The organism is Jeotgalibacillus haloalkalitolerans (assembly GCF_034427455.1).
GTDB lineage: Bacteria > Bacillota > Bacilli > Bacillales > Jeotgalibacillaceae > Jeotgalibacillus > Jeotgalibacillus haloalkalitolerans.
In genome coordinates, this window is the sequence record NZ_JAXQNN010000002.1 from 106,554 (window position 1) to 127,549 (window position 20,996).

A 20,996-nucleotide genomic window follows, 5' to 3' on the forward strand; every position below is an offset into this window, starting at 1 on the left:
ACCGGGAAGCTGAAGTAAAGGAGTGAATGCGGTGGATTTAATGGCAGTTAGAGATAATAAGCGATTGTGGGAATTAGATCAGACGCTGGTACTCGATAATGATTTTAAAGCTCGCTATAAGATTGATGGTGAAGGTTTAGAAACTGATATTTATGTTATCACCGGCGAAGAGGGTGGAAAGAACATCGTGACGTTTGGGCATTCTCCTGCTGATGGTCTGCTTGTTGGATTAGATGACAGTGAGCTATTCAATTCATTGCTTGAGTGGCTTCAGGTGTGCGTGGATGAGAATGATATAACGATTAGTTGAGCAGTACATAAATTCATGATGGGAGATGAGGGCGTGATGTGATGGACTGGGAAGAAATCAGAAAAGAATATGAAGCTGGCGGCATTACATTACAGGCTCTCGCTGATAAGCATGATATTAAGATTGGCACATTAAAGAGTCGTAAAAGCCGTGAAGGTTGGGGAGGTAAAAAGGATGCAACCAAAAGAGGTAAGGTTGCATCCACAAAGAATAAAGATGCAACTAAGAAGAAACAGAAGAATCGAAGTGGAAACCCTAATCCGAATAACCAGTTTGCCAAACGGAACACTGCTGCTAGGAAGCACGGATTGAGATCAAAGTATTTTTCAGCCTCTCAAAAAGAGATTATGGAGGACTTTGAAGAGTTTTCAATCGCTGATCAGTTGTGGATTCAGATAGAGATTAAGTTCTCTGCTATCATCCAGTTGCAAAAGGTCATGTGGGTCGAATACGCTGACCAAACATTGAATGAAGAATCAATGGTGTCAAGTGGAGAAGGTGGAGATTCAACTGCTTATAAGGTCGTATATGCTTTCGAGCAATACGAGTCATATATCAAGGCGCAAGCAAGAGCAATGGCTGAATATCGCAATTTGGTTAAACACTTCGTTGATATGGCGCACGATGAAGATGAGCGAAAGCTGAAGCTTGAGCAGATGCAAACCTCTATTGATAAGAACCGCGCAGTAATATCTAAATTGGATTCAGATGGAGAAGGCAGTCAGGAAAGCGAAGTGGCTAAAATGCTGCGTAAGATGGCAGGTGTTAAGGATGAGTAACCTGACCAAAAAGCAGCAGGAGGTCTGGAACTGTTATATAGAAGAATCACCTAAAATACTTGTAGCAAGTGGAGCGAAACGTGCTGGAAAGACGTTCGTATTCATCTTGCTTTTTTTGATGCACATTGCCAAGTATGAGAATCAAGGGCTCTCATTCATCATCGGCGGTGCGACTCAGGCATCAATCAGACGTAACGTGCTTGATGATATGGAAGCGATACTTGGCAAAGAGCTGAAGCTGGATAAAACGAACGCCATTCGTATATTCGGCAATAAAGTATATTGCTTCGATGGATCCAATGCAGACGCCTGGAAGAAAGCGCGTGGTTTTACATCAGCAGGCGCACTGCTCAATGAGGGAACGGCACTTCACAACATGTTTGTGAAAGAAGTCATCTCACGTTGCTCATATCCAGGTGCAGCGACATTTCTTGATACTAACCCTGAGAATCCAGCTCATACGGTTAAAACGGATTACATTGATAAAGACGGCCAGCGACTGAAGAATGGAAAGTTGAACATAAAAGCATTTCACTTCTCACTGTTTGACAATGATCAACTGGATCCGGAGTACGTTGAGTCGATTGTAGCCAGCACGCCATCAGGCATGTTTACAGATCGAGATATTCACGGTCAATGGGTAGCTGCTGAAGGTGTTATTTACAAAGATTTTAACCAGCACGTTCATTACATTACATCTGAAGAAGCAGAAACGAAGAATTTCGTTAAATATTTTGCTGGCGTTGACTGGGGTTATGAACACCATGGTTCAATTGTTGTTCTCGGTATAGATGATAAAGAGGACATTTACCTTTTAGAGGAGCACGCCAAGCAGCATGAAGAGATTGACTATTGGGTTGAGGTTGCTAATGGTGTCAAAGAGCGTTACGGCAATATTAACTTCTATTGCGATACAGCAAGACCTGAGCACGTTGTCAGATTCAGACGAGAGCGAATTAAAGCAAGAAACGCAGATAAAGCTGTTGTTTCTGGTATTGAAGAAGTGGCCAGGCTCTTTAAGCTGCAGAAATTAAAAGTGGTGAAAGATCGGGTTGAGCGCTTCAACGAAGAAATCAACCTGTATGTATGGAATGAAAAGACTGGCGAGCCAGTGAAACTTTGGGATGACGTACTCGATGCTGTTCGTTATGCCATATATACAGAATTAAAACCAAAACGACGTAAAACGAGGTAGGTGAGTTCATTGTTAAAATTCAAGAAGCAAATTGATGAAAATGGTATTAACGAAGAATTGATTCAGGAAATCATATCAGCTCACAGCACAGAGCGCGATCGTATGAAGAATTTATACCAACGCTATAAAGCAGATGAAAACGGGCCGAAGATATTCAAACGATCTGCAGCTGCTTATGATGGATTTGGTAAGTCGAATGCAGTTAAACGATTAGATGACAAGGTTAATAACCGCCTGAATAACTCGTTTGATGCAGATATCGTTGATACCAAGGTTGGTTATATGTTCGGTCATCCGATCAGTTATGAAGCAGATAAAGAGAATCAGTCGTTAAAAACAGTGTTAGAAGAGTTTATTCTGCGAAACAGTGTTGCTGATGCTGATTCTGAATGCGGAAAGATGGCTGCGATCTGCGGTTACTCTGCAAGGCTTGTTTATATCGACACTGACGGATTCGAAAGAATTAAGAACATCGAGCCGTGGGAAACGATCTTTATAGGTGAAGAGATCCATGAGCCTGATTACTCTATCAGATATTACACACTCAATGGACAAACCTACGCTGAATTTTATGATGATTCATATGTATATCTGTTCTCAAAAAGAGGCGGCAATACGTATGACCTGGTTGAAATAGAAGATCATCTATTCGAGCATAACCCTTTATTCGGCATTGCCAACAATAAAGAGATGAAAGCTGACGCTGAGAAGGTGCTGGCGCTCATTGACGCGTATGATAGAACAATGTCTGATGAATCGAATGAGATTGAGCAGTATCGCCTGGCTTACCTGATCCTTAAAGGTATCGGAGCTGATGAAGATACCTTAGCTGAAATGAAGGAATCCGGAATTTTAGAGATGTTCGAGAAGGATGATGACGCAAGGTATCTGACAAAGGATATCAACGATCAGATGATCGAGAATCACCTTGATCGACTGGAAGAGAATATTCTTAGATTTGCCAAGTCGGTTAATTTCTCAGATGAGTCATTCGGCGGAACGATCACAGGTCCAGGAGCCAGATACAAGCTAATCGCACTTGAAAATAAATGCATCACGATGGAAAGAAAGTTCTCAGCAGCACTCAGATATCAGTTTAAGGTGCTATTTAGCGCATGGGCGAAGCGTAGAGGATTTGCGAAAGAGGATTATTTGAAGGTGTGGTTCGGTTTTAAGCGCAATCTGCCACCGATGCTTTTGGATGAAGCGCAATCAACTGCTCAGCTTAAAGGCAACATTAGCGAACGCACACGCCTATCATTGCTAACCTTTGTTGATGATGTTGATTATGAGATTCAGGAAATGGAGAACGACCTTCAGAGGTTCGGTGAGCGATTGCCGGATTTAGAGGAGGATGAAGAGGATGAACCAGTTACAGATTGAGGAGCTCCTGGATAAACTCCTGAAGCAATCAGAGGACGATCTCGAGAAGGTATTCAACAAACGACTCAGAAGCATTCAGTTTCAAGTTTCTGAAATGTACAGGAAGTATGAGAAGGATGGAGAGCTCGGATGGACTGAGGTGAACAAGTATGACCGGTTCGGAAAAGAAATGGCGAATATCGCTAAAGAGCTAACCGGTGATTACAGAATGATCATTCGTGAGCTTCAAAAATCCCTTGAATATCAGTATGTTGAAGGGTATTTGAGAACAGCGTACCTGTTAGAAAACTTTGCAGGCTCAGAGATGGGCTTTACGGTTCCTTCAGTCGAGATGATCAAAAGTGTATTGCTCAATCCAATCGCTGAACTGACCTTATCAGCTGTCATGCAGCAGCACCGGAATGAAATAGTGCGAAATGTGAATATTGAGATTGCACAAGGCATCCAGGCTGGCGAGGGATATTCTCAGATCGCTAAAAGGCTTGAGAAAACAGTGGGCTTCTCGAAAAACAAGGCTCGGCTGGTTGCTCGTACTGAGTCTGGCCGTGTTCGTTCCCTCTCAGGTGAGAAGGCGGAGGAACAGGCTGCAAAGTTTGTTGAGATCACAGGGCTATGGATGAGTGCGTTGGACTTTAGAGTCAGAAAGTCTCACCGCATACTCGATGGTCAAAAAACAGATAAAGAAGGTTATTTCCATTACATGAAGCTAAAAGCAAAAGGTCCGCATCAGTGGAATGTTGCTTCGATGGATATTCAGTGTCGCTGCGTGAAGCTCAGACTTGTTAATGGCATGATTCCTGAAGTGCGCAGAGGTCGCAATTACGCTGATCCTATTTACCAGCAGAAGCTTGCCGATCGCATTGAAAAGTATATGGGTGATGAGTCACTGACATATAAGAAGGCTCTCAAGCAGGCGCAGAAGGAGATTTTGCCACCATCAAAGGTTATGGATTACGAGCCGTTTGAGAAGTGGAAGGAAAGACAGCCGAAAGCATCATAATATTTTCATGTGTAGTAAAATTATTTCGAGGTGATTGAAATGAAAATTTACGTTTTAGTAGTTCATGAGGATGATTTTGACTATGATGAAATCGACGATGCAGTAGTTCTGGCTGAGAATAAAGAGGAAGCTATCAAGATAGCCCAAGAGCAACGTAATGTGAGATGGGTAGTAGAGAAAGTGTTTGACACAGATAAAACCACTTTAATAAGCAAATACATCCATCACGGTTAAGCACTCACAAATTGAGTGCTTTTTTATATGGTCAAAGGAGTGGTCACTTTGAACGAGTTAAACGAATATCGCTTAAAGAAAGAAGGCAAGATCACACCAAAAGAAGTGATTAAAAACCTTTTAGAAGCCATTGATCGTGGCGAAGTTGAAGAGGTTGTTTTTGTTTCTAAGGGCACTGATGGTGTGATTGGTACTGGATGGTCTGAAATCAGCCTTTTAACAATGATCGGACTGCTTGAAGCTGGTAAGGTCATGGCGTTAGATGAGCTAAAGGATTAAGGAGGTGGATCATTTGCAATACTCGCTAAGTCAAATCCGAGGAAGGTAAGGTGATCCACATCTCGCAGCTATGCGTTAAATAGTCGCTTTAAGCACAGCGTAAAAGGCTTATTTATTTTGCACTCTCAGGCTCGTACTGTGGAGGGCACAAGGAGGAACAAACAATGAATTTAGAAGAAGTGAGAGCATGGCTAGAAGCCAATAGAAACGATTCAGAGGTATCTGCTTATTTAGGAGAACTTTCAACGCCTACGGTTGAAGGAGTGGAAGGATTCTTGGATACAGATGCAGGACGCAAATTACTTCAACCTCGCTTGGACAGCAATTTCACGAAGGGTTTAAACACCTGGAAGGATAAGAACCTGGACAAGCTCATTGAGGAAGAAGTGAAGAAGCGCAATCCGGACAAAACGCCGGAACAAATCGAGCTTGAGAACCTGAGAAAAGAGCTTGAAGACCAGAAGAATGAAGCGAAGCGTGAAAAGCTGATGTCTTCAGCGATGAAAGAAGCTTCAACAAAAGGATTGCCTACTGGTTTCCTCGACCTATTTGTAACAAGTGATGAAGAAACCACGCTTGCGAATCTGAAGCGCTTGGAAGAAACGTATTCAGCAGACCTTCAAAAAGCTGTTGATGAACGATTCCAGAAGGGCGGCCGAAAGATTCCTTCAGGCGATCCGAATGAGGATAACAGTGTTGGTTCAAATTTCGCTAAGTCAGCCAATGAGCAAAGCAAGCCAGCATCAGCTGGACTATGGGATTAAGAGAGGAGAAATAAATCATGCCATACGTAAAAAATTACGGTAAAACAGAAGACATTAACTTTCTGGCAAGCGCTAAATTCATCGCATTCACAGAAGAGGTGAGCGATTCAGGCGTAACCGCTAATGAACACGGCCGCAAAGTGGTTCCTGCTGGAACTGTATATCCTGCGAACGACGCAACAGCAAAAGGAATCCTATTCCATGATGTAGATGTTACTGAAGGTCCTCAGCCGGGTTCAGTAATGGTCGAAGGTTATGTAATTGAAGCACGCCTGCCAGCAGCACCAACAGCAGAAGCAAAAACAGCAATGACTGAAATCAAATACCGATAATTCGATAAAAAAGGAGACGATCACATGCCAAACGTTTTAGAATTATTCAATCAAAGAGAGGTTCTTACTTACCTTCAAAACCGTCAATTCCCTGCACTGCTTGGTGAAACACTCTTCCCTGAGGTAAAACGCCAGAGCCTTGAATTTGATCAGATCAAAGGAGGCAGCATGATTCCGGTCACTGCAAGCGTTCATGCTTTTGATACAGAGGCAGAGATCGGCAGCCGCGAAGCAACTAAACAGGCACTTGAGCTTGCGCTGATTAAGCGTAAGATTCAACTGAAAGAAAAGGAGATCATCGCGCTTGAAAATCCACGTAACGATGCCGAGCAGCAATATCTGATGTCACAGGTATTCAATGATGTTGACAGACTTGTTGCCGGTGTTAAATCTCGCGTTGAGCAGATGCGTATGGAAGCTCTTTCTTCAGGTACGGTTACGCTCGAAGAGAACGGACTGAGTGCTGTTATTAATTACGGCGTGCCTGCCGAAAATAAAGAGGCGCTTGCTGGTACTTCAGCATGGACTGATGAATCATCTGATCCAATCGCCGATTTAGAGCGTTGGGCTTCTGTTCTTAATGGGTCAGCAACTCGTGCACTTACTTCTAAAACCGTACTGAATGCGCTTCTGCGTCACCCAAAAGTGGTTGCTGCAATCTTTGGTTCAGGTTCTGGAAGAATTCCAACACGTGCTGATTTCAACGCATTCCTTGTTCAACAGGAACTGCCTCAGGTTGCTGTATATGACCACGTATTCCGCAAGCAAGCAGCAAACGGAACGTACACGCAGCACCGTTACTTCCCTAACAACAAGTTTGTTATGTTCGGTGAAGGTACGATGGGTGAAACAATTTACGGTCCGACTGCTGAAGAAATCCGCCTTGTTCGTGATCCTTCAATTGATGTAAACATGGTCGGCAACGTCCTGGCTATGGTTTATGAAGAGAACGTTGATCCAGTAAGCACATGGACAAAGGCAGTAGCTACTGCGCTTCCTTCATTCCCTGCTGCTGATGAAGTGTTCCAGGCTCAGCCAATCGCATAATAAAAAATCTGAGGGTCGCTTTTATGCGGCCCTACTTTATTGGAGGTTACGCATATGAAAGTCACAGTAAAAGATACAGCTGTTGTATATAACGGCGAAAGATACGAACCGAAAGCAAGCCTTGATATCGCTGATAAGCACTTTAATGAAAACCTATTCGCAAAGTCTGAATCTGCAACGTCGTCTAATGATGAAGAGGCGGATTACTACGGCTTAACTGCTGAACAGCTTGAAAAGGTGAGTAACGATAAGCTCAAGGCTTTCTTGGATAAGGAAGGCATCGAGTATAAATCATCTGATAAGAAAGAGGACTTTATCAATCTGATCGTAGGAGAGTGATCTTATGCCTCTTCTGGATGAAATTAAAACACTACCTGCTTTCTCTAACGGTAAACATGATGAGTTTTTAGCGTTCATGGTGCCGGCTCTTGAAGATTGGATTAAAGAATATTGCAATAACGAATTTGACAAGCTGCCAAACGGAGAAACAAAGTACCCCGGCGGCGTCAAAATCTTTATTGCAAAAGCCTGCGAACACAACATGACAAAGGCTGGTTTATCGTCAAGGTCGATGGGAACAGTGTCATATTCGTATGATTTAGAGTTTCCGGATAGCTTGAAAATGTATCTCAGACCTTATCGAAAGCTGAAGTTTGTCAGACAAAGATAGGAGGGTGAACGATGATCAACATTGTCGGTCCAAAAGGACAGCGCCTGAGGGTCACAGATCGTGCGTATCAAGAGATTTACAAAGATCAGGGGTATAAGTCAGTCGGTGATAAACCGTCTGAAAAAGAGGTCATACAGGCTGAATCTGAGGCAGAGGAAAGTACTGATTATTCACGGCAAACACCTGCCGCGCTCAGACGTGTGAAAAATGAGATGTTAACTGCTTATCTAAAAGAAAAGGGCGTTCAATATTCAGATGATGCCACCAAAAAGGATCTGATCCAACTGATTAAGGGGTGATTGATTTGGAAGAATTTCCACATGAAGTCATCTTTCAAGTGCATACAGAGCCTGTTTCAGACGGCGGTGGCGGTTATATTCCGGGCGGTTGGGTGAACGTTGATACAGATGACTTTTATGGATTTTTAGACACTCCAACGTCAAAAGAAATCTACGAAGCTCATCAGCTGCAGCATCCATTTGACCGCAATCTCTACTACCCTTACAGAACCGACATTACGCCGAATATGCGTGTCGTATGCGAGGGTGAAACGTATGAGCTTGTGAGTAAGCCGATGGATCAGGGCGGTCAGAATGAGATCATGAAGGTGCCTCTGAGGTTGGTGAAGGCTGGTGGCTAGGAGAGCACAGGTATCAGTCGGAAATCGATTGCTTGAAAGAGCTCTCAGGCAGTATGGTGATGACATCATTGACGAGGTTAAGAAAATTGTAGTTGAAACAACCGAAATAATTTATAACCAAGTTATTTCACTTATGCAGGAAGATGACGGTAACCTGAAGCAATCAACAACATTTGAGATATCTGCAGATGGTTTAAGTGGAAAGGTGGAAATAACAGCACATTATGCGGTAAAACGTATGCCGCCTTCATTGGTAACAATGAATGTTTAAGAATCGGGGAAAATCGGTGAAAGTCTTTATTTGTAAACTTGTTTATTGATTGCGGAACAGGGTATAATATCACAAAGGGGTGGTATTATATGGCTGAGAAACGCAATGAAAAAGGACAATTTATAAAAGGGGAAAGTTTGAAAGATTTAACGGGGAAAAAATTCGGAAGGTTGACGGTTTTAGGGCTATCCGAGAAGCGTGTAGGCAGGAAAACTTATTGGGATGTAATATGTGAATGTGGTAATAAGAAGACTTTACGCAGCGACAGTTTGCAAAGCTCAACCAAATCATGTGGGTGTTTAAGAGACGAAAAAGCTGCATTGAATGTTGTGAAAAACCACAAACACAAAGATTCCGGTTCGCATTTACATTATCTTTGGATAAGAATGAAACAAAGATGTTATAATCCTAAAACTAAGCGTTTCGAGGACTACGGAGGTAGAGGTATTTCTGTTTGTGAAGAATGGAGAAACAGCTATGAAGTCTTTAAAAATTGGGCTCTCGAAAACGGATACAAAGAAGGTCTCTCTATTGAGAGAAATGACGTTAACGGAAACTATACCCCTGAAAATTGTTCTTGGATAGAGCATAGTGAACAAGCTAACAATAGGAGAACGACTGTATGGGTGGAATTTCAAGGAGAAAGGTTGAACTTGATGCAATGGTCTAAAAAGCTGGGAATTAACTATGGCACATTGGCTTCAAGATATAATAGGAGTGGAATGAGACCCCCAGAGTTGTTTTATCCGGTTAAAAGATAACACCGAGGTAACTGAATAGATCGCGAAAGGCTATTCAGCACCGTAGAGCGTACCGGGTGAATAAATATAATCCCGGCAAGAGTCCCCGACAACCAATCAGGTTGTCTTTTTTATTGGTTGAAAATGTACGCCGAACTTGCTGGCGACAGTAAGAAGCAGAGGATAAAAAGCCACTGCGATAACAAATTTGATACGTGAATTACGGAACAGGCGTTCATGCAGAGGGACCCGGAGGAAGTAGAGCTGAGGAAATACCGTGGGTGTATTTCTCTGAGAAGTTAAACCGTTTTGTTTTAACGTACGGAATGAAAGCTCAACCCTTCTGGGAGCCTGCTATTGATGCCGGGCGCAGACATTTCTCTAAACGGATGAAAGGATTGGGGTGATTAGATGGCAATACAGACAGCGATATGGGAACTGCAGCAGGCTTTATTCGGTCGGTTAAACACTGACGCGCCTCTGAACAGTTTAATTTTAGGTGTATATGACTATGTTCCATCTGACACCGCATTCCCTTATATTCAGATCGGAGAACCACGTCAGGCGCCGTTTGCTGATAAGTCATCCTATGGTGAAGAGTTATCACTGATCATCCACACATGGTCAACAGCTTACGGAAATAGAGAGTCATATCTCATTATCAACGCAGTCATTAAATCATTATTTGGTCAACCACTCGAATTGTCGGGTGGTTTTTCTATTGTCAAAATGGATGATCCTTCTTTTGACGTCATTGATGACATCGACGGAGTTAAAAGACACGGGATTATCAGATTAAAATTCTATCTAAAATAAGGAGGCAACAACATGCCGAAATCAGGTAAAAAATCAATCCTCATGGTTCAACGCACAAGCGCTGCTGAAGGCGCTGCTGGTTCACTTCTCGGACACCTTACCGAGCACTCTCACTCGAAGGAAAACGAACTACAGTCAGAGCAGACGAAGTTCGGCCGCATTGTTGTTTACGGTAACAGCTCAGAGTCATTTGACATTACAGCTTATCACGAGACATCGGACGCGGGGCAGAATGCTGTTGTGGAAGCGCTTGACAACGAAGAGCAAATTAAGCTGTGGGAAATTAACACTGAACTTAATGAAAACGGTAAACACGATGCCTTATTTGCTTATTGCCTTGTTGAAAATACTGAAAAATCATCACCAACTGATGGATTTGAAGAACTAACTTCGACGCTGCAGGTTTATGGTAAGTCGCAGAAAGGCGAGCTGGATCCACTGCCGCCAGAAGTTATTGAATTCGCTCAGTACGGTTTTGAAACGCCGGGCGAGACAACCGGGGAATTCCCTAATCAGCAGGACGCAGTGCCAGCAGAATAATCACGAGAGCGAGGGAGACCTTGCTCTTTTTTCATACTTAATTTTAAAACTCAGGAGGAATTGACATGCCAGCATACTTAAACATTGACGGAAGAGAATACGAAGCGAAACTGAGCTTTGCCTTTGAAAAACTTGCAGATGCGAAACACTCACAAAAGACTGATGACGGTGAAGATATGGGCGGCTTCAGAACCATTTATATGAATCTGCTTGAAATCTCTACGAAGCACCTTGTGGCTTTCTGGGAATGCGCGCTTGCTCATTCGAAAGATAAAATCACGACTAATCAGATCGAAGCAGCGCTTGAAAAAGTCATTGAAGAAGATGGTGACACTGACCGCGTATTCAGAGATGCGTATAACGCGATTGACGATGCGGCTTTTTTCAAGAAACGAGCTCAGAACTTCTGGAAAGACTTAGAGCTCATGAAGAACGCTGGAGATACGGACGAAGAGAAGGAACAGCACAAGCAGATGTACGATCGAATGATTCAAGCACGAAACGAAATGAAGGGCAACGTCCAGGACCACGAAGATCAGACGGAATAGACCATGATCAGTTGATGGTAGATGCAGCTCATTATCTTCAGATATATGATCCTGAGTTGATTTACTCCTGGACACCGAGAGAGTTTAAGAACTTCATCAAAGGTGCTCAGCATCGAATGATTGACGATTATGAAAAGATGGCAAAGTCAGCCTTCTATCACCGTTACGCCATGAATGCAAAGAACGCGAAAGAGAAGAAGCTCTTTGATGCTGATAAGGCCCGTAAACGATTAGATGCAGGGTCGGAGGATTGGAAAGACTCTCGTAAGCCTTCAGTATCCATTGATAAATACCGAAAAGCAAAAGAAGCGATGGACAAATACATGAAATCAATCAGTAAGGAGGGAAAAGCGGATGAGGCCTGAAAACTTCGTTGCGAAAATTGGTGCTCGTATCAATGAATTCACTCGTAAGATGAAGCAAGTTGATGCAGCAGTCAGAAAAACAGCGATGGGTACCGATAAGCCGATTGGTGCTGATATTTCGAGATTCCTTAGAAAAGCAGCAGAAGTGGCTGTTGTTTCACGAACGCTGGCACGAGATAAAGTCATCGTGCCCATTGAAGCTCGTATTAATGACTTTCAAAGCAAAATGGACAGGATTGCTAATTCAATCCGTTCTCTTAGCACAGTAATCACTAATCAGATCGGTGGGGCTTTTCTAGCGATCAGTCCTTCAATTGTTCCGATCATCGCTGCCTTAACTGGGGCGCTTGGTAATATAGGTCCGATGCTTGGCACAATTGCAGGATCCTCCTTTGCGTTGGCATCTGCTCTTGGTGTAGCCGGGACTGCAGGTATTGGTTTCGGATCCATCATGGTCGGCAACCTGAATAATGTGTTCGCGGCATCTGAAGATTTAAAGAAGCTACAGGAAAAGCTGGACATGGAGACCGACGGAGAAAAGCGTAATAAGATTCTTGAAGAGATGGCTCAGATACAAGGCAATCTCAATAAGAATCAAACCAAAGCTTTAAACTCTATGACTAAATTAAGTGATGTGTGGTCAAAAACAAAAAAACAGTTTGAAGGTCAATCAGTTGATTTGTTTGCGCGCTCACTTGAAATTTTAAGCACGACAATAAAACGACTTAAACCCCTATTTGAAGGCACTTTTAAAGCTGCTGATCGTCTGATGGGTGGGCTTGAAAAAGCAATGAATTCAGAGGGTGTTTTAGCGTTTTTCGATACACTGAACGAAACAGGCGGCACACTATTTGAAACGTTTGGTAAGGCAACAGGCAATGTCATTAAAGGCCTTATGAACATGACAGTCGCTTTTGCACCATTAGCCAGAACAACTTCTGAGGGCTTCCTTGCAATGACTGAGCGTTTTGAAGAATGGTCATCTAATCTTAGTAATTCGAAAGGCTTTAATAAGTTCGTCGATTATGTCAATACGAATATGCCTAAGATCAGGTCAATCTTTAGAGATGCGATCGCCGGCACTATTCATCTTTTCGCGGGATTCGGTGATTCGGCATCCGGCATGATGGATGGACTCGTTGACATGATGAGCAGATATAAAAACTGGGCGTCAGAGCTCGGTAATAATCAAGGCTTCCAGACGTTCCTGCAGTATGTTTCAGACAATGCGCCGAAAGTGCTTGATCTGATTGGTAACCTGACGGGTTTCATTGTCAATCTCGGAGTTGGTCTTGCGCCTTTAGGTTCTAAAATATTGGATTTAATCAACCGATTCCTTGAATGGACAAACGAGATGATGAACACGCATAAATGGATTGGCTCGCTTGTTGGGATAGGTCTTGTGCTAGGAGGAATGTTCCTTGCGGTGCTGCCGACCCTAGTAGCGCTTATGACCTTGTTCTCAGGGATTGGTCCACTAATCGCAGGATTAGCAAAGGGTGCGTTCGGCTTACTCAAAAAAGCCTTTTTTGCAATTTTGTCACCGGTCAGAAATGTTGTTTTAGCACTGATGATTTTAGGTAAGGGGGCGCTTCTCCCGGTGATTGCAGTTATAGTAGCAGTCGTTGCCGTCATTGGCACGCTGATTGCTGTATTTGTGCGACTCTGGAAAGAAAATGAGACCTTCAGAAATAATGTGACCTCGGTCTGGAATGCGATTTACGGCGTTATTTCTACAATGGCAATGGCTGTTTATGATTTTGTCGTTGAAATTATCGGCAAACTCGTCACATGGTGGCAGGAAAATCAAGAGTTTTTCAAATCCAGTGCGAAAAACGCCTGGGATTTCATCTATACGGTAGTCGTTGCTGGGATGAAGGGAGTTTGGGATTATCTTGTTGATGCTTACTCTTATTTGCAGCCATTTATCGCCGCGGCTTGGTCTTTAATAGTAAATAGCGTGTCCACAGCCTGGTCTTTCATTACTACGGTGGTATCTGCTGGGGTAGATATTGTACTCTCGATTGTGAATGCTTTTATGGCGATACTCGGAGGAGACTGGTCCCGTTTATGGTCTGAAATTTTAAACATTCTCTCTGTAACATGGAGTTTAATTAAAGATTTGGTTAAAGTTGGAATTGATTTTGTGAAGGGAATCCTAAGTACAGGCTTCCAGTTACTGCTCACAATAACAGTGAATATATGGAATTCTTTAGGTTCCAAGATTTCTGAAGTTTGGTCTATGATTAAATCCGCCACATCCGCAGCACTATCAATGCTTGTTAAATGGGCTATTTCTAAATTTACCGATATCCTTTCAAACGTTTCGGAAAAAATGTCTGCTGTGAAGGATTACATTTCGCGAAAATGGGATGAAGCGAAATCTGCAGCTGCTGAAAAATTAGCAGCTTTGATTCGAACTGTCGCGACTTCCTTTACTCAGGTTGTCGGTAAAATACGTGAAAAAATGTCTGAAGCTGTACAAAAAGTATCAGATTTCGTTTCAGAAATGCCAGGGAAAGTGACTGCATTTGTCTCTGATATGGTCTCGGCCGGCGGTGATTTAATAGGCGGAGTCATTTCCGGAATTTCCGGCAAGGTAGGGGAAGCTTACAGTGCAGTAAAGTCATTTGGTAGCAACCTTTTAACCAATTTCAAAAACTCTTTACTGGTGAAATCACCATCCAGAAAGTTTGCTGCAATCGCTAAGTGGATTCCACCGGGTGTTGCAAAAGGCGTGAAAAAGACTTCAGGAAAGGCTGTTTCTGCTGTGACTGGACTATCCAGTGCGATGGCAAGTGCTTTTGCACCTGAATTAAAGAAAGACATGGCAGGCACGCTCACTTGGAGTTCTCTTGATGTGACGAACGAGCTTGACACATTGAAGAAGCAAATCAAGCAGGAACTTGATCTCACGATCGATATTAATCACAACGGCAAGCCTGGTACTGAACAAACGTCGAACACTTCAGGGAACCAGACGATCATCTTTAATCAGCCTGTCAAATCACCATCCGAACAGGCTCAGCAAATCAAAAAAGTATCACAAGAACTGGCATGGGGGGTGTAAGGTATGTACGCATTTGAATATCCGGGTACCACAACAGACGCCCCTTACAGCGAGATGTGGTGCGAGATAACGAATAGATTAGGGCAGACAGTGAAGGTTGAGTCACGCATTAATGCGAACTACCAACTGTTGTTTTTTGATGGTTTAGGGGAAGTTGGTGCTGAATCTCAAACAGTTAAGACGTCGCGGTCAGATGGCGATCGATTCATCACTAACCGCCTGCTGCCAAGACCCATTCAAATCATTTTTAATCTGAAGTCTGATTTCCTCTCAAAGATACCTGAGTTAAGGAGAGAAGTTTCAAGGGTGATCAACCCACGCCTGAGTCCCTTTATCATCAAGTATAAAGAACCGGGCATGCCTGCGATGTGGATTGAAGCCAGTTGCGACGGTTCGCCGTCCTTCTCCTCTGCTCAGGCACAAGGGTTTCATACACAACGATCAGGAGTGAACTTTACAGCAAACGATCCATATTGGCGCTCTGAGATGCAGGAGCATGTTATGACGGCATATGATGAGGCCTTTAGCTTCCCATTCACTTTCCCGGTTGAATTCGGGACGCAGGGTCAACTGGTCTCGATTGAGAATAACGGACATGAGGTATCAATGCCGAGGATTGAAATAGAAGGTCCAGTTGATCGACCGTCGATTGAAAACCTTTCAACAGGTGAGAAATTTACGCTGAACCGGGCAATCCAAACCGGAGAAACACTTGTGATTGATAATCAGAATAAATCAGTGCGTATCCTCTCTGATGACGGTTCCGTTAACGCTGCCAGGTGGAAAACCTTCGACAGCAGATGGATAACCGTGCAGCTTGGAGAGAACGACATACAATACACAGCCGTTGCAGGTTCCTCAGGCGGGACCGCGACGGTATTTTATTATGACCGATTAGTCGGCATATAGGAGGTGCAGCAATGGCTGAATATAGTGCGTTTTTTGACAGCACAGCAGAAGATCAGAGGATTTATCAATCTGCAGACTGGGCTGAATATATGCAGCAGGTCATTGGGGGATTAGAAGCAAGGGATGCGATCGGAACTGGCGTTTCGCGTTACGGCTATGAAGGAGTAAATAACCTGTTAGTCAGCGTGTCCGGATCAAATATGAATAGCATCGTTGGGGCAGGTGCTGCGTTTATCAATGGTCGATTTTATAAGAATACAGACCCTCTATCACTCACACATGATGTGGCAGATCCTACGAACGACCGGATTGATACGATTGTACTCAGACTGGATCTATCAGTGAATGCACGATACATCAGAGCGTTTGTGAAAAAGGGTGTGCCGGCAGCAAGTCCAAATCCACCAGGCATTACTGTTAATGACACGATTAAAGAAATACAGATCGCACAGGTCCGGATATCTGCCGGCGTTTCGTTTATTGCTTCAGGATCAGTGACTGATACACGTGCAGATGAAACGGTATGCGGTTACCTGCCTCTGCACAACTTTTACAGAGGACAGAAGATCGACAGCCGGGGGATTGTCACGCTGCCGAATCAGTCATACGTAGAAGTGAATGATCAGGACTCGTTTAACACGCCTGCAGGAGAAGGTCGTTTATCTCAGACACTTGCATTAAATCCGATCATTGACCGCCAGAACGAAGTAGCAGCAGACCGTTTCACACCGAAAGCGTCAGGTACTTATTTCTTCTCATGCCTTGTATCGCTGCTTGGCGGTCTGGTTGATACACAGGAGCTTGAAGTCTATCTGGTTATCAATAATCAGACAGAGATCAGTGACCGTGTGTACCTGTTCTCGCGTCCAGGCATCAGCTCGATTGACAATAACTTTTTCGGGTCAAATGTCAAATATCTGAACGCGGGTGATGTTGTTGAAATGAGGATTGCGACAAATAACATTACGGTACCGATCGCAACAGCCTATCATCGTGTTTCTGTTGCGAAACTGAATTGAGGTGCGAGCATGATTGATATTATGGGGCACGACTTCATTAAGTACGGAACAATCGTCAATTATACGAGCATTCAATTTGAAGAGTCGATGAATGAGCCTGGTCATTTAGAGATACACGTGAACGCAAGTATTGAAGGTGCTGAGGAACTGCAAAAGGGCAGGCTGGTCATTATTGATGGTGACCTGAACAAATGCGGCCTGATTACAGATCTCGGCAAAGATGATGAGGATCAGGACATGATTATTGTGAAAGGGCATGAGTTAAAAATTATCACAAGACAGCGTACAACGATACCGCCTGAAGGTGCTGACTATACAGTTTATAACGGAACGGTTGAATGGGTTATGCGGAAGGTGATGCTAGACCACTTCATTCAACCTGAAGATCCAGCAAGGCTTTTTCCGTTTTTGCAGTTAGGCATTTTTAAAGATGCAGGCCCGAAGACCAGAGTGCAGCAGACAAACAAACCTGTCAACGAAGTGCTCACTGAGATCAGCAAAATTCACGACATCGGCTGGCGCATCACACCGGATTTAGAAGCTGTACAATATTTATTTCAAGTGTTTTCAGGTACAGACCGTTCGGACGAGGTGCTTTTTGAAGATGAATACGGCATTGATAATATTTTGTCAGCTTCTTATACCGACACGATGGAAGATTATAAAAACGTTGCTTATGTCTATGGAGAAGGTGAAGGTGCTGTAAGAAAAAGAGTGCTGATCGGTAATGCTACCGGCTGGAACCGCCACGAGCTGACGATTGATGCACGAGACCTGCAGTCAGAAGAGGAAGAACTTACAGAAGCACAATATCTAAGCATCTTACAAAGCAGAGGCTATGAGCGACTGGCAGAGCATCAGATGCAGGAATTTTTAAGCATTAAAACACTTGCTAATACTGAGGGCGCACCCTTCCAATACGGGAGGGATTTTTATTTAGGTGACATCGTCATGATCCAGCTCAACCGTTGGGGTCTTGCAAAGAAAGATCGCGTTACGAGCGTCCTGCACGTATGGGAAGATATCGGGTATCGTCAGGACATTATGTTTGGTGCAGAAAAGCCTAATGTCATTAAAAAAATTAAACGAACAGAAACACGCTTAAATGTGCTTGAGAACAGTAAAGTGCGTGCGCAGGTATCGATTTTATAGGAGGTCAGACAAATCATGAGAAAACCGGTCAATTATGTAGAAATCTTATCAGAAGGTAATGTGATCAAGCACGGTGATACGTACACGCCCTTCAGAGTGAGGCTGTTAAATGCAAGTGGTGAGCCGGTAGATTTAACTGGTGCTACTGTTGAATGGGCACTGGCAAATTCAAACGGGCTGCTGTTCACGAAAGCAGCAGAAATTGAGTCTGAGCCGGGCGTCATTAAATTCCAGCTTGACGCAGATGACCAGGTGACGTCAGGTAATATGCGCGTTGAGATTATCGTCACACGTGAGTCATCTGTTCAGAAGTTTCCGGCTGAGAGCTGGCTTGCGCTGCTGATCGAGCCGACGCTTGAAAATATCAATGGCACACCGATTGCCATGGCAAACGTACAATTTTTTAATACACAGGTTGGTGAGCTGAAGGGGTTTGTTGATGAAGTAGCAGACGTCAGTTATGCAGCATCACTTGAAGCGAATCAGGCAATGACGCTGGCGCAAATCCTGCAAAATCAAGTAGATCAGGTGACTGGTGCTTCTACAATCGACCCTGCTGTAGAGCAGATGAAAGTCGATACAGAAGGGACAGTTTTCCCGAGTCCGGATGCGAGATTGCGCTCAGACTTTCAAAAAGTTAACGTCCAGTTGGAACAGAAAACGCAGTTAAAAAATTCTGAATGGGTCAATGTTAAATATCCACCGCCTCCAATGGCTGGTGCAAAAGGTGATGGCGTAACGGATGATACAGCCGCCATTCAAGCGTGTTTGAATTTAACAGGTGGAGTGTTTATTCCTAAAGGTACTTACATTGTTGATTCATTGATTGTTGATTCGAGCACAAAAATAATGGGTGCTGGTAAAGGTATAAGCAATTTGAAATTTATCAGCTCACCAACAGGAGCTTTATTCGACTGCAAAGGCAACTCAACATCACTTAAAGAGAATATTGAAATTTGCGGACTATCGTTTATTAACCGAATTGACCATAATCGAGTTGGTTATGCAGGGGTTTTTATCGCGATTGATTATACGAAACGTGTGCAAATTCATAATAACGAATTCAAAGATTTCAATACACACGCAATTTACGCACGAGACATTGACGGCAATGCGACTGAGCCGCACAGCTTCATGATATACAATAATGTATTTCGGAGCGACCGATGGGAAGCTATTGGAATTTTCTTAGATGCGGAAGCTGAATATGGGATGGTTCACAGTAATTCGTTCCATTCTTTGAAATGTGGAATACGTCTGTATCAAGCGGCAAACAATCAAATTCGAGGTAACACATTCTTAAAATGCGGAGGTGGAGCGTATGGTGTGATTGATATAACTTGCCCTGCACAAAACAGCGGGAAGACTTTGATTGAAGGAAATACATTGAATCACACTTATAACGACGGTATCAAAATAACTTCAACATTTGGTACAGGACAGCATGGGAACAATATTACAGGAAATGAAATTTTAGCAGTTTACCCCGGCAAAGTTCCTATTAGAGTGTTAGGTTCTAAAGGGAATCTGATCTCTAATAACAGATTGTGGGCGGGTGCTTCCGCTGATCCGGCAGTAATACTACAAGACAACGGAACATCTGTTGCAGACTACAATTTAATTGTGAATAATATCGCATTGTCTTCAACGATAGCAGTCAGTAACACATCTACCGGAACACAAAATTCTATAACAGGTAATTTAGCAGGAGTGCCAATTTAGTCTTTAGTATAACTTCGCAATCGGACCAAACAGGTCGGTAACCTGACAATTGAAAAAGTACTAAAAGAAAGAGCCGCCGATCACTGAACTCCGAGTGCTCTTTTTTATAATCAAACGTTTATTTGATTAATCTTAGAAAACATTTACAATAAAAAAAGAGTTCACATAAGGGCGGCTACCCTGTGAACTCTAGATATAATAGGTCTTGTTATCTCCTATTATATCATAAAATTATTTATTTTATGAAGGAGAGAATTTATTGAGAACTTTTGATTATCTTTTGCCGCATTGTACTGTGAGATTAAACGGAATTATCAATGGACAAGTAGCATCTTACGGAACTGGATTTTATTATTTGTTTAATGACAGTCTTACTGATGATGATGGGAATGTTAATGATGGTGGTTCTGCCCAACTATGTATTGTTACAAATAAACATGTTATAGCCGGAATGGATCAAGTAACATTTTATTTCAATGTAACTAATGAAGATGGAAGTGAAAGAGAAAAAGAGATGTTGACACTCTCTCTTGATAGTAACACGGTTATTGATCATCCAGAAGATAATGTGGATTTATGTGTAATTCTCGCTTATGAAATTATAAATTTACTGAGAGAAAAGAATAAAAAAATCCACCTTTATCCAGTTAGAAAAAATATAAGATTGCCAGAAAACCAAGTCGAGCAATTAGGAACTATACAAAACCTTCTGATGATAGGCTACCCTAATGCTATTTGGGATCACGAAAACAATCTTCCTATAATGAGAACTGGTATTAACGCAACCCCTTTGTATGAAAATTATCTAGGTGAAGATTCTTTCGCTGTAGACATAGCTACATATAAAGGTTCTAGCGGATCGCCAGTTTTTATCTACGATAAGGGTGCCTATATTGAAAATGGTCAAGCAAAATTCGGACAAAGAATAATTTTCGTTGGCGTTATCAAACAGGCCCACTCAAGAAGTCAAAGGCATTCTGAAAATATAACAACCGAAGAAATGCTTCATATAGGTATTGCTATTAAAGCGCACAAATTAGATGTTTTTGAAGATTTAATAAGAGCGCATATCGAATAGCGGTAAAGAGGAGGTGGTAAAATGTGCAAACATGAAAAAGTTTACAGAAACGACGTTATATTGCCTTCTTTCCCGCCGAGATATATGTGGAAATGTCGTAAATGCGGAAGTCAAGGATACGATTTAAAAAACG

General features: G+C 42.8%; 26 protein-coding genes. All 26 read left to right on the forward strand.

From position 1 onward, the window contains the following. Positions 1-31: 31 nt before the first annotated feature. The 26 genes from UFB30_RS05345 to UFB30_RS05470 all read left to right on the forward strand — a co-directional run bounded on the left by UFB30_RS05345 (position 32) and on the right by UFB30_RS05470 (position 20,863). On the forward strand, positions 32-310 hold the full coding sequence (locus UFB30_RS05345) for a hypothetical protein (protein WP_322420662.1): 279 nt from the start codon (positions 32-34) through the stop codon (positions 308-310). 41 nt (positions 311-351) lie between these two features. Beyond that, positions 352-1,089 (forward strand): hypothetical protein, encoded by a 738-nt coding sequence (locus tag UFB30_RS05350; protein WP_322420663.1) that lies wholly within the window; start codon positions 352-354, stop codon positions 1,087-1,089. Continuing rightward, complete coding sequence (locus tag UFB30_RS05355; RefSeq protein WP_322420664.1) at positions 1,082-2,284, forward strand: PBSX family phage terminase large subunit; 1,203 nt, start codon at positions 1,082-1,084, stop codon at positions 2,282-2,284. The genes UFB30_RS05350 and UFB30_RS05355 overlap by 8 nt, the downstream gene beginning before the upstream one ends. Before the next feature lie 9 nt (positions 2,285-2,293). Further along, positions 2,294-3,667, forward strand: a complete 1,374-nt coding sequence (locus tag UFB30_RS05360) for a phage portal protein (protein WP_322420665.1) — start codon at positions 2,294-2,296, stop codon at positions 3,665-3,667. After that, positions 3,648-4,667: a phage minor head protein gene (locus UFB30_RS05365; RefSeq protein WP_322420666.1), complete on the forward strand. Its 1,020-nt coding sequence runs from the start codon at positions 3,648-3,650 to the stop codon at positions 4,665-4,667. Before UFB30_RS05360 ends, UFB30_RS05365 begins: the two co-directional genes overlap by 20 nt. A 39-nt stretch (positions 4,668-4,706) precedes the next feature. Next, positions 4,707-4,901 carry a hypothetical protein gene (locus UFB30_RS05370; protein ID WP_322420667.1) on the forward strand — a complete coding sequence of 65 codons (195 nt, stop codon included), beginning with the start codon at positions 4,707-4,709 and terminating at the stop codon, positions 4,899-4,901. Between the two features lie 48 nt (positions 4,902-4,949). Then, positions 4,950-5,180 carry a hypothetical protein gene (locus tag UFB30_RS05375; protein WP_322420668.1) on the forward strand — a complete coding sequence of 77 codons (231 nt, stop codon included), beginning with the start codon at positions 4,950-4,952 and terminating at the stop codon, positions 5,178-5,180. Positions 5,181-5,344: 164 nt separating this feature from the next. Next, positions 5,345-5,944: a DUF4355 domain-containing protein gene (locus tag UFB30_RS05380; RefSeq protein WP_322420669.1), complete on the forward strand. Its 600-nt coding sequence runs from the start codon at positions 5,345-5,347 to the stop codon at positions 5,942-5,944. A gap of 17 nt (positions 5,945-5,961) precedes the next feature. Continuing rightward, positions 5,962-6,276: a hypothetical protein gene (locus UFB30_RS05385; protein WP_322420670.1), complete on the forward strand. Its 315-nt coding sequence runs from the start codon at positions 5,962-5,964 to the stop codon at positions 6,274-6,276. Positions 6,277-6,300: 24 nt separating this feature from the next. Further along, positions 6,301-7,323 (forward strand): major capsid protein, encoded by a 1,023-nt coding sequence (locus UFB30_RS05390; RefSeq protein WP_322420671.1) that lies wholly within the window; start codon positions 6,301-6,303, stop codon positions 7,321-7,323. A 54-nt stretch (positions 7,324-7,377) separates the two neighbouring features. Next, positions 7,378-7,662 (forward strand): hypothetical protein, encoded by a 285-nt coding sequence (locus UFB30_RS05395; RefSeq protein WP_322420672.1) that lies wholly within the window; start codon positions 7,378-7,380, stop codon positions 7,660-7,662. Positions 7,663-7,666: 4 nt separating this feature from the next. Then, entirely contained in the window at positions 7,667-7,993 is a 327-nt protein-coding gene (locus UFB30_RS05400; protein ID WP_322420673.1) for a phage head-tail connector protein, read from the forward strand. 11 nt (positions 7,994-8,004) lie between these two features. Next, the gene (locus UFB30_RS05405) at positions 8,005-8,292 is read left to right on the forward strand and encodes a nuclear transport factor 2-like family protein (RefSeq protein WP_322420674.1); all 288 of its coding nucleotides are present in this window, start codon (positions 8,005-8,007) and stop codon (positions 8,290-8,292) included. Positions 8,293-8,297: 5 nt separating this feature from the next. Next, positions 8,298-8,633, forward strand: coding sequence for a phage head closure protein (locus UFB30_RS05410; protein ID WP_322420675.1), 336 nt, complete (start codon positions 8,298-8,300; stop codon positions 8,631-8,633). After that, positions 8,626-8,904, forward strand: a complete 279-nt coding sequence (locus UFB30_RS05415; protein WP_322420676.1) for a hypothetical protein — start codon at positions 8,626-8,628, stop codon at positions 8,902-8,904. The genes UFB30_RS05410 and UFB30_RS05415 overlap by 8 nt, the downstream gene beginning before the upstream one ends. An 89-nt stretch (positions 8,905-8,993) precedes the next feature. After that, positions 8,994-9,665, forward strand: coding sequence for a hypothetical protein (locus tag UFB30_RS05420; protein ID WP_322420677.1), 672 nt, complete (start codon positions 8,994-8,996; stop codon positions 9,663-9,665). A 390-nt stretch (positions 9,666-10,055) separates the two neighbouring features. Further along, positions 10,056-10,460 (forward strand): DUF3168 domain-containing protein, encoded by a 405-nt coding sequence (locus tag UFB30_RS05425; RefSeq protein ID WP_322420678.1) that lies wholly within the window; start codon positions 10,056-10,058, stop codon positions 10,458-10,460. 12 nt (positions 10,461-10,472) lie between these two features. Beyond that, entirely contained in the window at positions 10,473-11,000 is a 528-nt protein-coding gene (locus UFB30_RS05430) for a phage major tail protein, TP901-1 family (protein WP_322420679.1), read from the forward strand. Positions 11,001-11,065: 65 nt separating this feature from the next. Beyond that, positions 11,066-11,548: a tail assembly chaperone gene (locus UFB30_RS05435; RefSeq protein ID WP_322420680.1), complete on the forward strand. Its 483-nt coding sequence runs from the start codon at positions 11,066-11,068 to the stop codon at positions 11,546-11,548. A gap of 116 nt (positions 11,549-11,664) precedes the next feature. Beyond that, a complete protein-coding gene (locus UFB30_RS05440) occupies positions 11,665-11,913 on the forward strand; it encodes a hypothetical protein (protein ID WP_322420681.1) in 249 nt (82 codons plus the stop codon). Beyond that, positions 11,903-14,983, forward strand: coding sequence for a hypothetical protein (locus UFB30_RS05445; RefSeq protein WP_322420682.1), 3,081 nt, complete (start codon positions 11,903-11,905; stop codon positions 14,981-14,983). The genes UFB30_RS05440 and UFB30_RS05445 overlap by 11 nt, the downstream gene beginning before the upstream one ends. Before the next feature lie 3 nt (positions 14,984-14,986). Next, positions 14,987-15,892, forward strand: coding sequence for a phage distal tail protein (locus UFB30_RS05450; protein WP_322420683.1), 906 nt, complete (start codon positions 14,987-14,989; stop codon positions 15,890-15,892). Positions 15,893-15,903: 11 nt separating this feature from the next. Continuing rightward, complete coding sequence (locus tag UFB30_RS05455) at positions 15,904-16,911, forward strand: hypothetical protein (RefSeq protein ID WP_322420684.1); 1,008 nt, start codon at positions 15,904-15,906, stop codon at positions 16,909-16,911. Positions 16,912-16,920: 9 nt separating this feature from the next. Continuing rightward, positions 16,921-18,063 (forward strand): siphovirus ReqiPepy6 Gp37-like family protein, encoded by a 1,143-nt coding sequence (locus tag UFB30_RS05460; RefSeq protein WP_322420685.1) that lies wholly within the window; start codon positions 16,921-16,923, stop codon positions 18,061-18,063. A 15-nt stretch (positions 18,064-18,078) separates the two neighbouring features. After that, a complete protein-coding gene (locus UFB30_RS05465; protein ID WP_322420686.1) occupies positions 18,079-19,785 on the forward strand; it encodes a right-handed parallel beta-helix repeat-containing protein in 1,707 nt (568 codons plus the stop codon). Between the two features lie 295 nt (positions 19,786-20,080). Further along, entirely contained in the window at positions 20,081-20,863 is a 783-nt protein-coding gene (locus UFB30_RS05470; protein ID WP_435390864.1) for a S1 family peptidase, read from the forward strand. The last annotated feature ends 133 nt before the right edge of the window (positions 20,864-20,996 follow it).

What these genes read in the sequence shown, in the direction of transcription:
- UFB30_RS05435 (WP_322420680.1), top strand. Translation starts at nt 11,066, where the DNA reads ATGCCAGCATACTTAAACATTGACGGAAGAGAATACGAAGCGAAACTG.
- UFB30_RS05455 (WP_322420684.1), top strand. Translation starts at nt 15,904, where the DNA reads ATGGCTGAATATAGTGCGTTTTTTGACAGCACAGCAGAAGATCAGAGG.
- UFB30_RS05430 (WP_322420679.1), top strand. Translation starts at nt 10,473, where the DNA reads ATGCCGAAATCAGGTAAAAAATCAATCCTCATGGTTCAACGCACAAGC.
- UFB30_RS05405 (WP_322420674.1), top strand. Translation starts at nt 8,005, where the DNA reads ATGATCAACATTGTCGGTCCAAAAGGACAGCGCCTGAGGGTCACAGAT.
- UFB30_RS05440 (WP_322420681.1), top strand. Translation starts at nt 11,665, where the DNA reads ATGATTGACGATTATGAAAAGATGGCAAAGTCAGCCTTCTATCACCGT.
- UFB30_RS05395 (WP_322420672.1), top strand. Translation starts at nt 7,378, where the DNA reads ATGAAAGTCACAGTAAAAGATACAGCTGTTGTATATAACGGCGAAAGA.
- UFB30_RS05425 (WP_322420678.1), top strand. Translation starts at nt 10,056, where the DNA reads ATGGCAATACAGACAGCGATATGGGAACTGCAGCAGGCTTTATTCGGT.
- UFB30_RS05460 (WP_322420685.1), top strand. Translation starts at nt 16,921, where the DNA reads ATGATTGATATTATGGGGCACGACTTCATTAAGTACGGAACAATCGTC.
- UFB30_RS05420 (WP_322420677.1), top strand. Translation starts at nt 8,994, where the DNA reads ATGGCTGAGAAACGCAATGAAAAAGGACAATTTATAAAAGGGGAAAGT.
- UFB30_RS05385 (WP_322420670.1), top strand. Translation starts at nt 5,962, where the DNA reads ATGCCATACGTAAAAAATTACGGTAAAACAGAAGACATTAACTTTCTG.
- UFB30_RS05390 (WP_322420671.1), top strand. Translation starts at nt 6,301, where the DNA reads ATGCCAAACGTTTTAGAATTATTCAATCAAAGAGAGGTTCTTACTTAC.
- UFB30_RS05400 (WP_322420673.1), top strand. Translation starts at nt 7,667, where the DNA reads ATGCCTCTTCTGGATGAAATTAAAACACTACCTGCTTTCTCTAACGGT.
- UFB30_RS05465 (WP_322420686.1), top strand. Translation starts at nt 18,079, where the DNA reads ATGAGAAAACCGGTCAATTATGTAGAAATCTTATCAGAAGGTAATGTG.
- UFB30_RS05355 (WP_322420664.1), top strand. Translation starts at nt 1,082, where the DNA reads ATGAGTAACCTGACCAAAAAGCAGCAGGAGGTCTGGAACTGTTATATA.
- UFB30_RS05350 (WP_322420663.1), top strand. Translation starts at nt 352, where the DNA reads ATGGACTGGGAAGAAATCAGAAAAGAATATGAAGCTGGCGGCATTACA.
- UFB30_RS05450 (WP_322420683.1), top strand. Translation starts at nt 14,987, where the DNA reads ATGTACGCATTTGAATATCCGGGTACCACAACAGACGCCCCTTACAGC.
- UFB30_RS05365 (WP_322420666.1), top strand. Translation starts at nt 3,648, where the DNA reads ATGAACCAGTTACAGATTGAGGAGCTCCTGGATAAACTCCTGAAGCAA.
- UFB30_RS05370 (WP_322420667.1), top strand. Translation starts at nt 4,707, where the DNA reads ATGAAAATTTACGTTTTAGTAGTTCATGAGGATGATTTTGACTATGAT.
- UFB30_RS05445 (WP_322420682.1), top strand. Translation starts at nt 11,903, where the DNA reads ATGAGGCCTGAAAACTTCGTTGCGAAAATTGGTGCTCGTATCAATGAA.
- UFB30_RS05380 (WP_322420669.1), top strand. Translation starts at nt 5,345, where the DNA reads ATGAATTTAGAAGAAGTGAGAGCATGGCTAGAAGCCAATAGAAACGAT.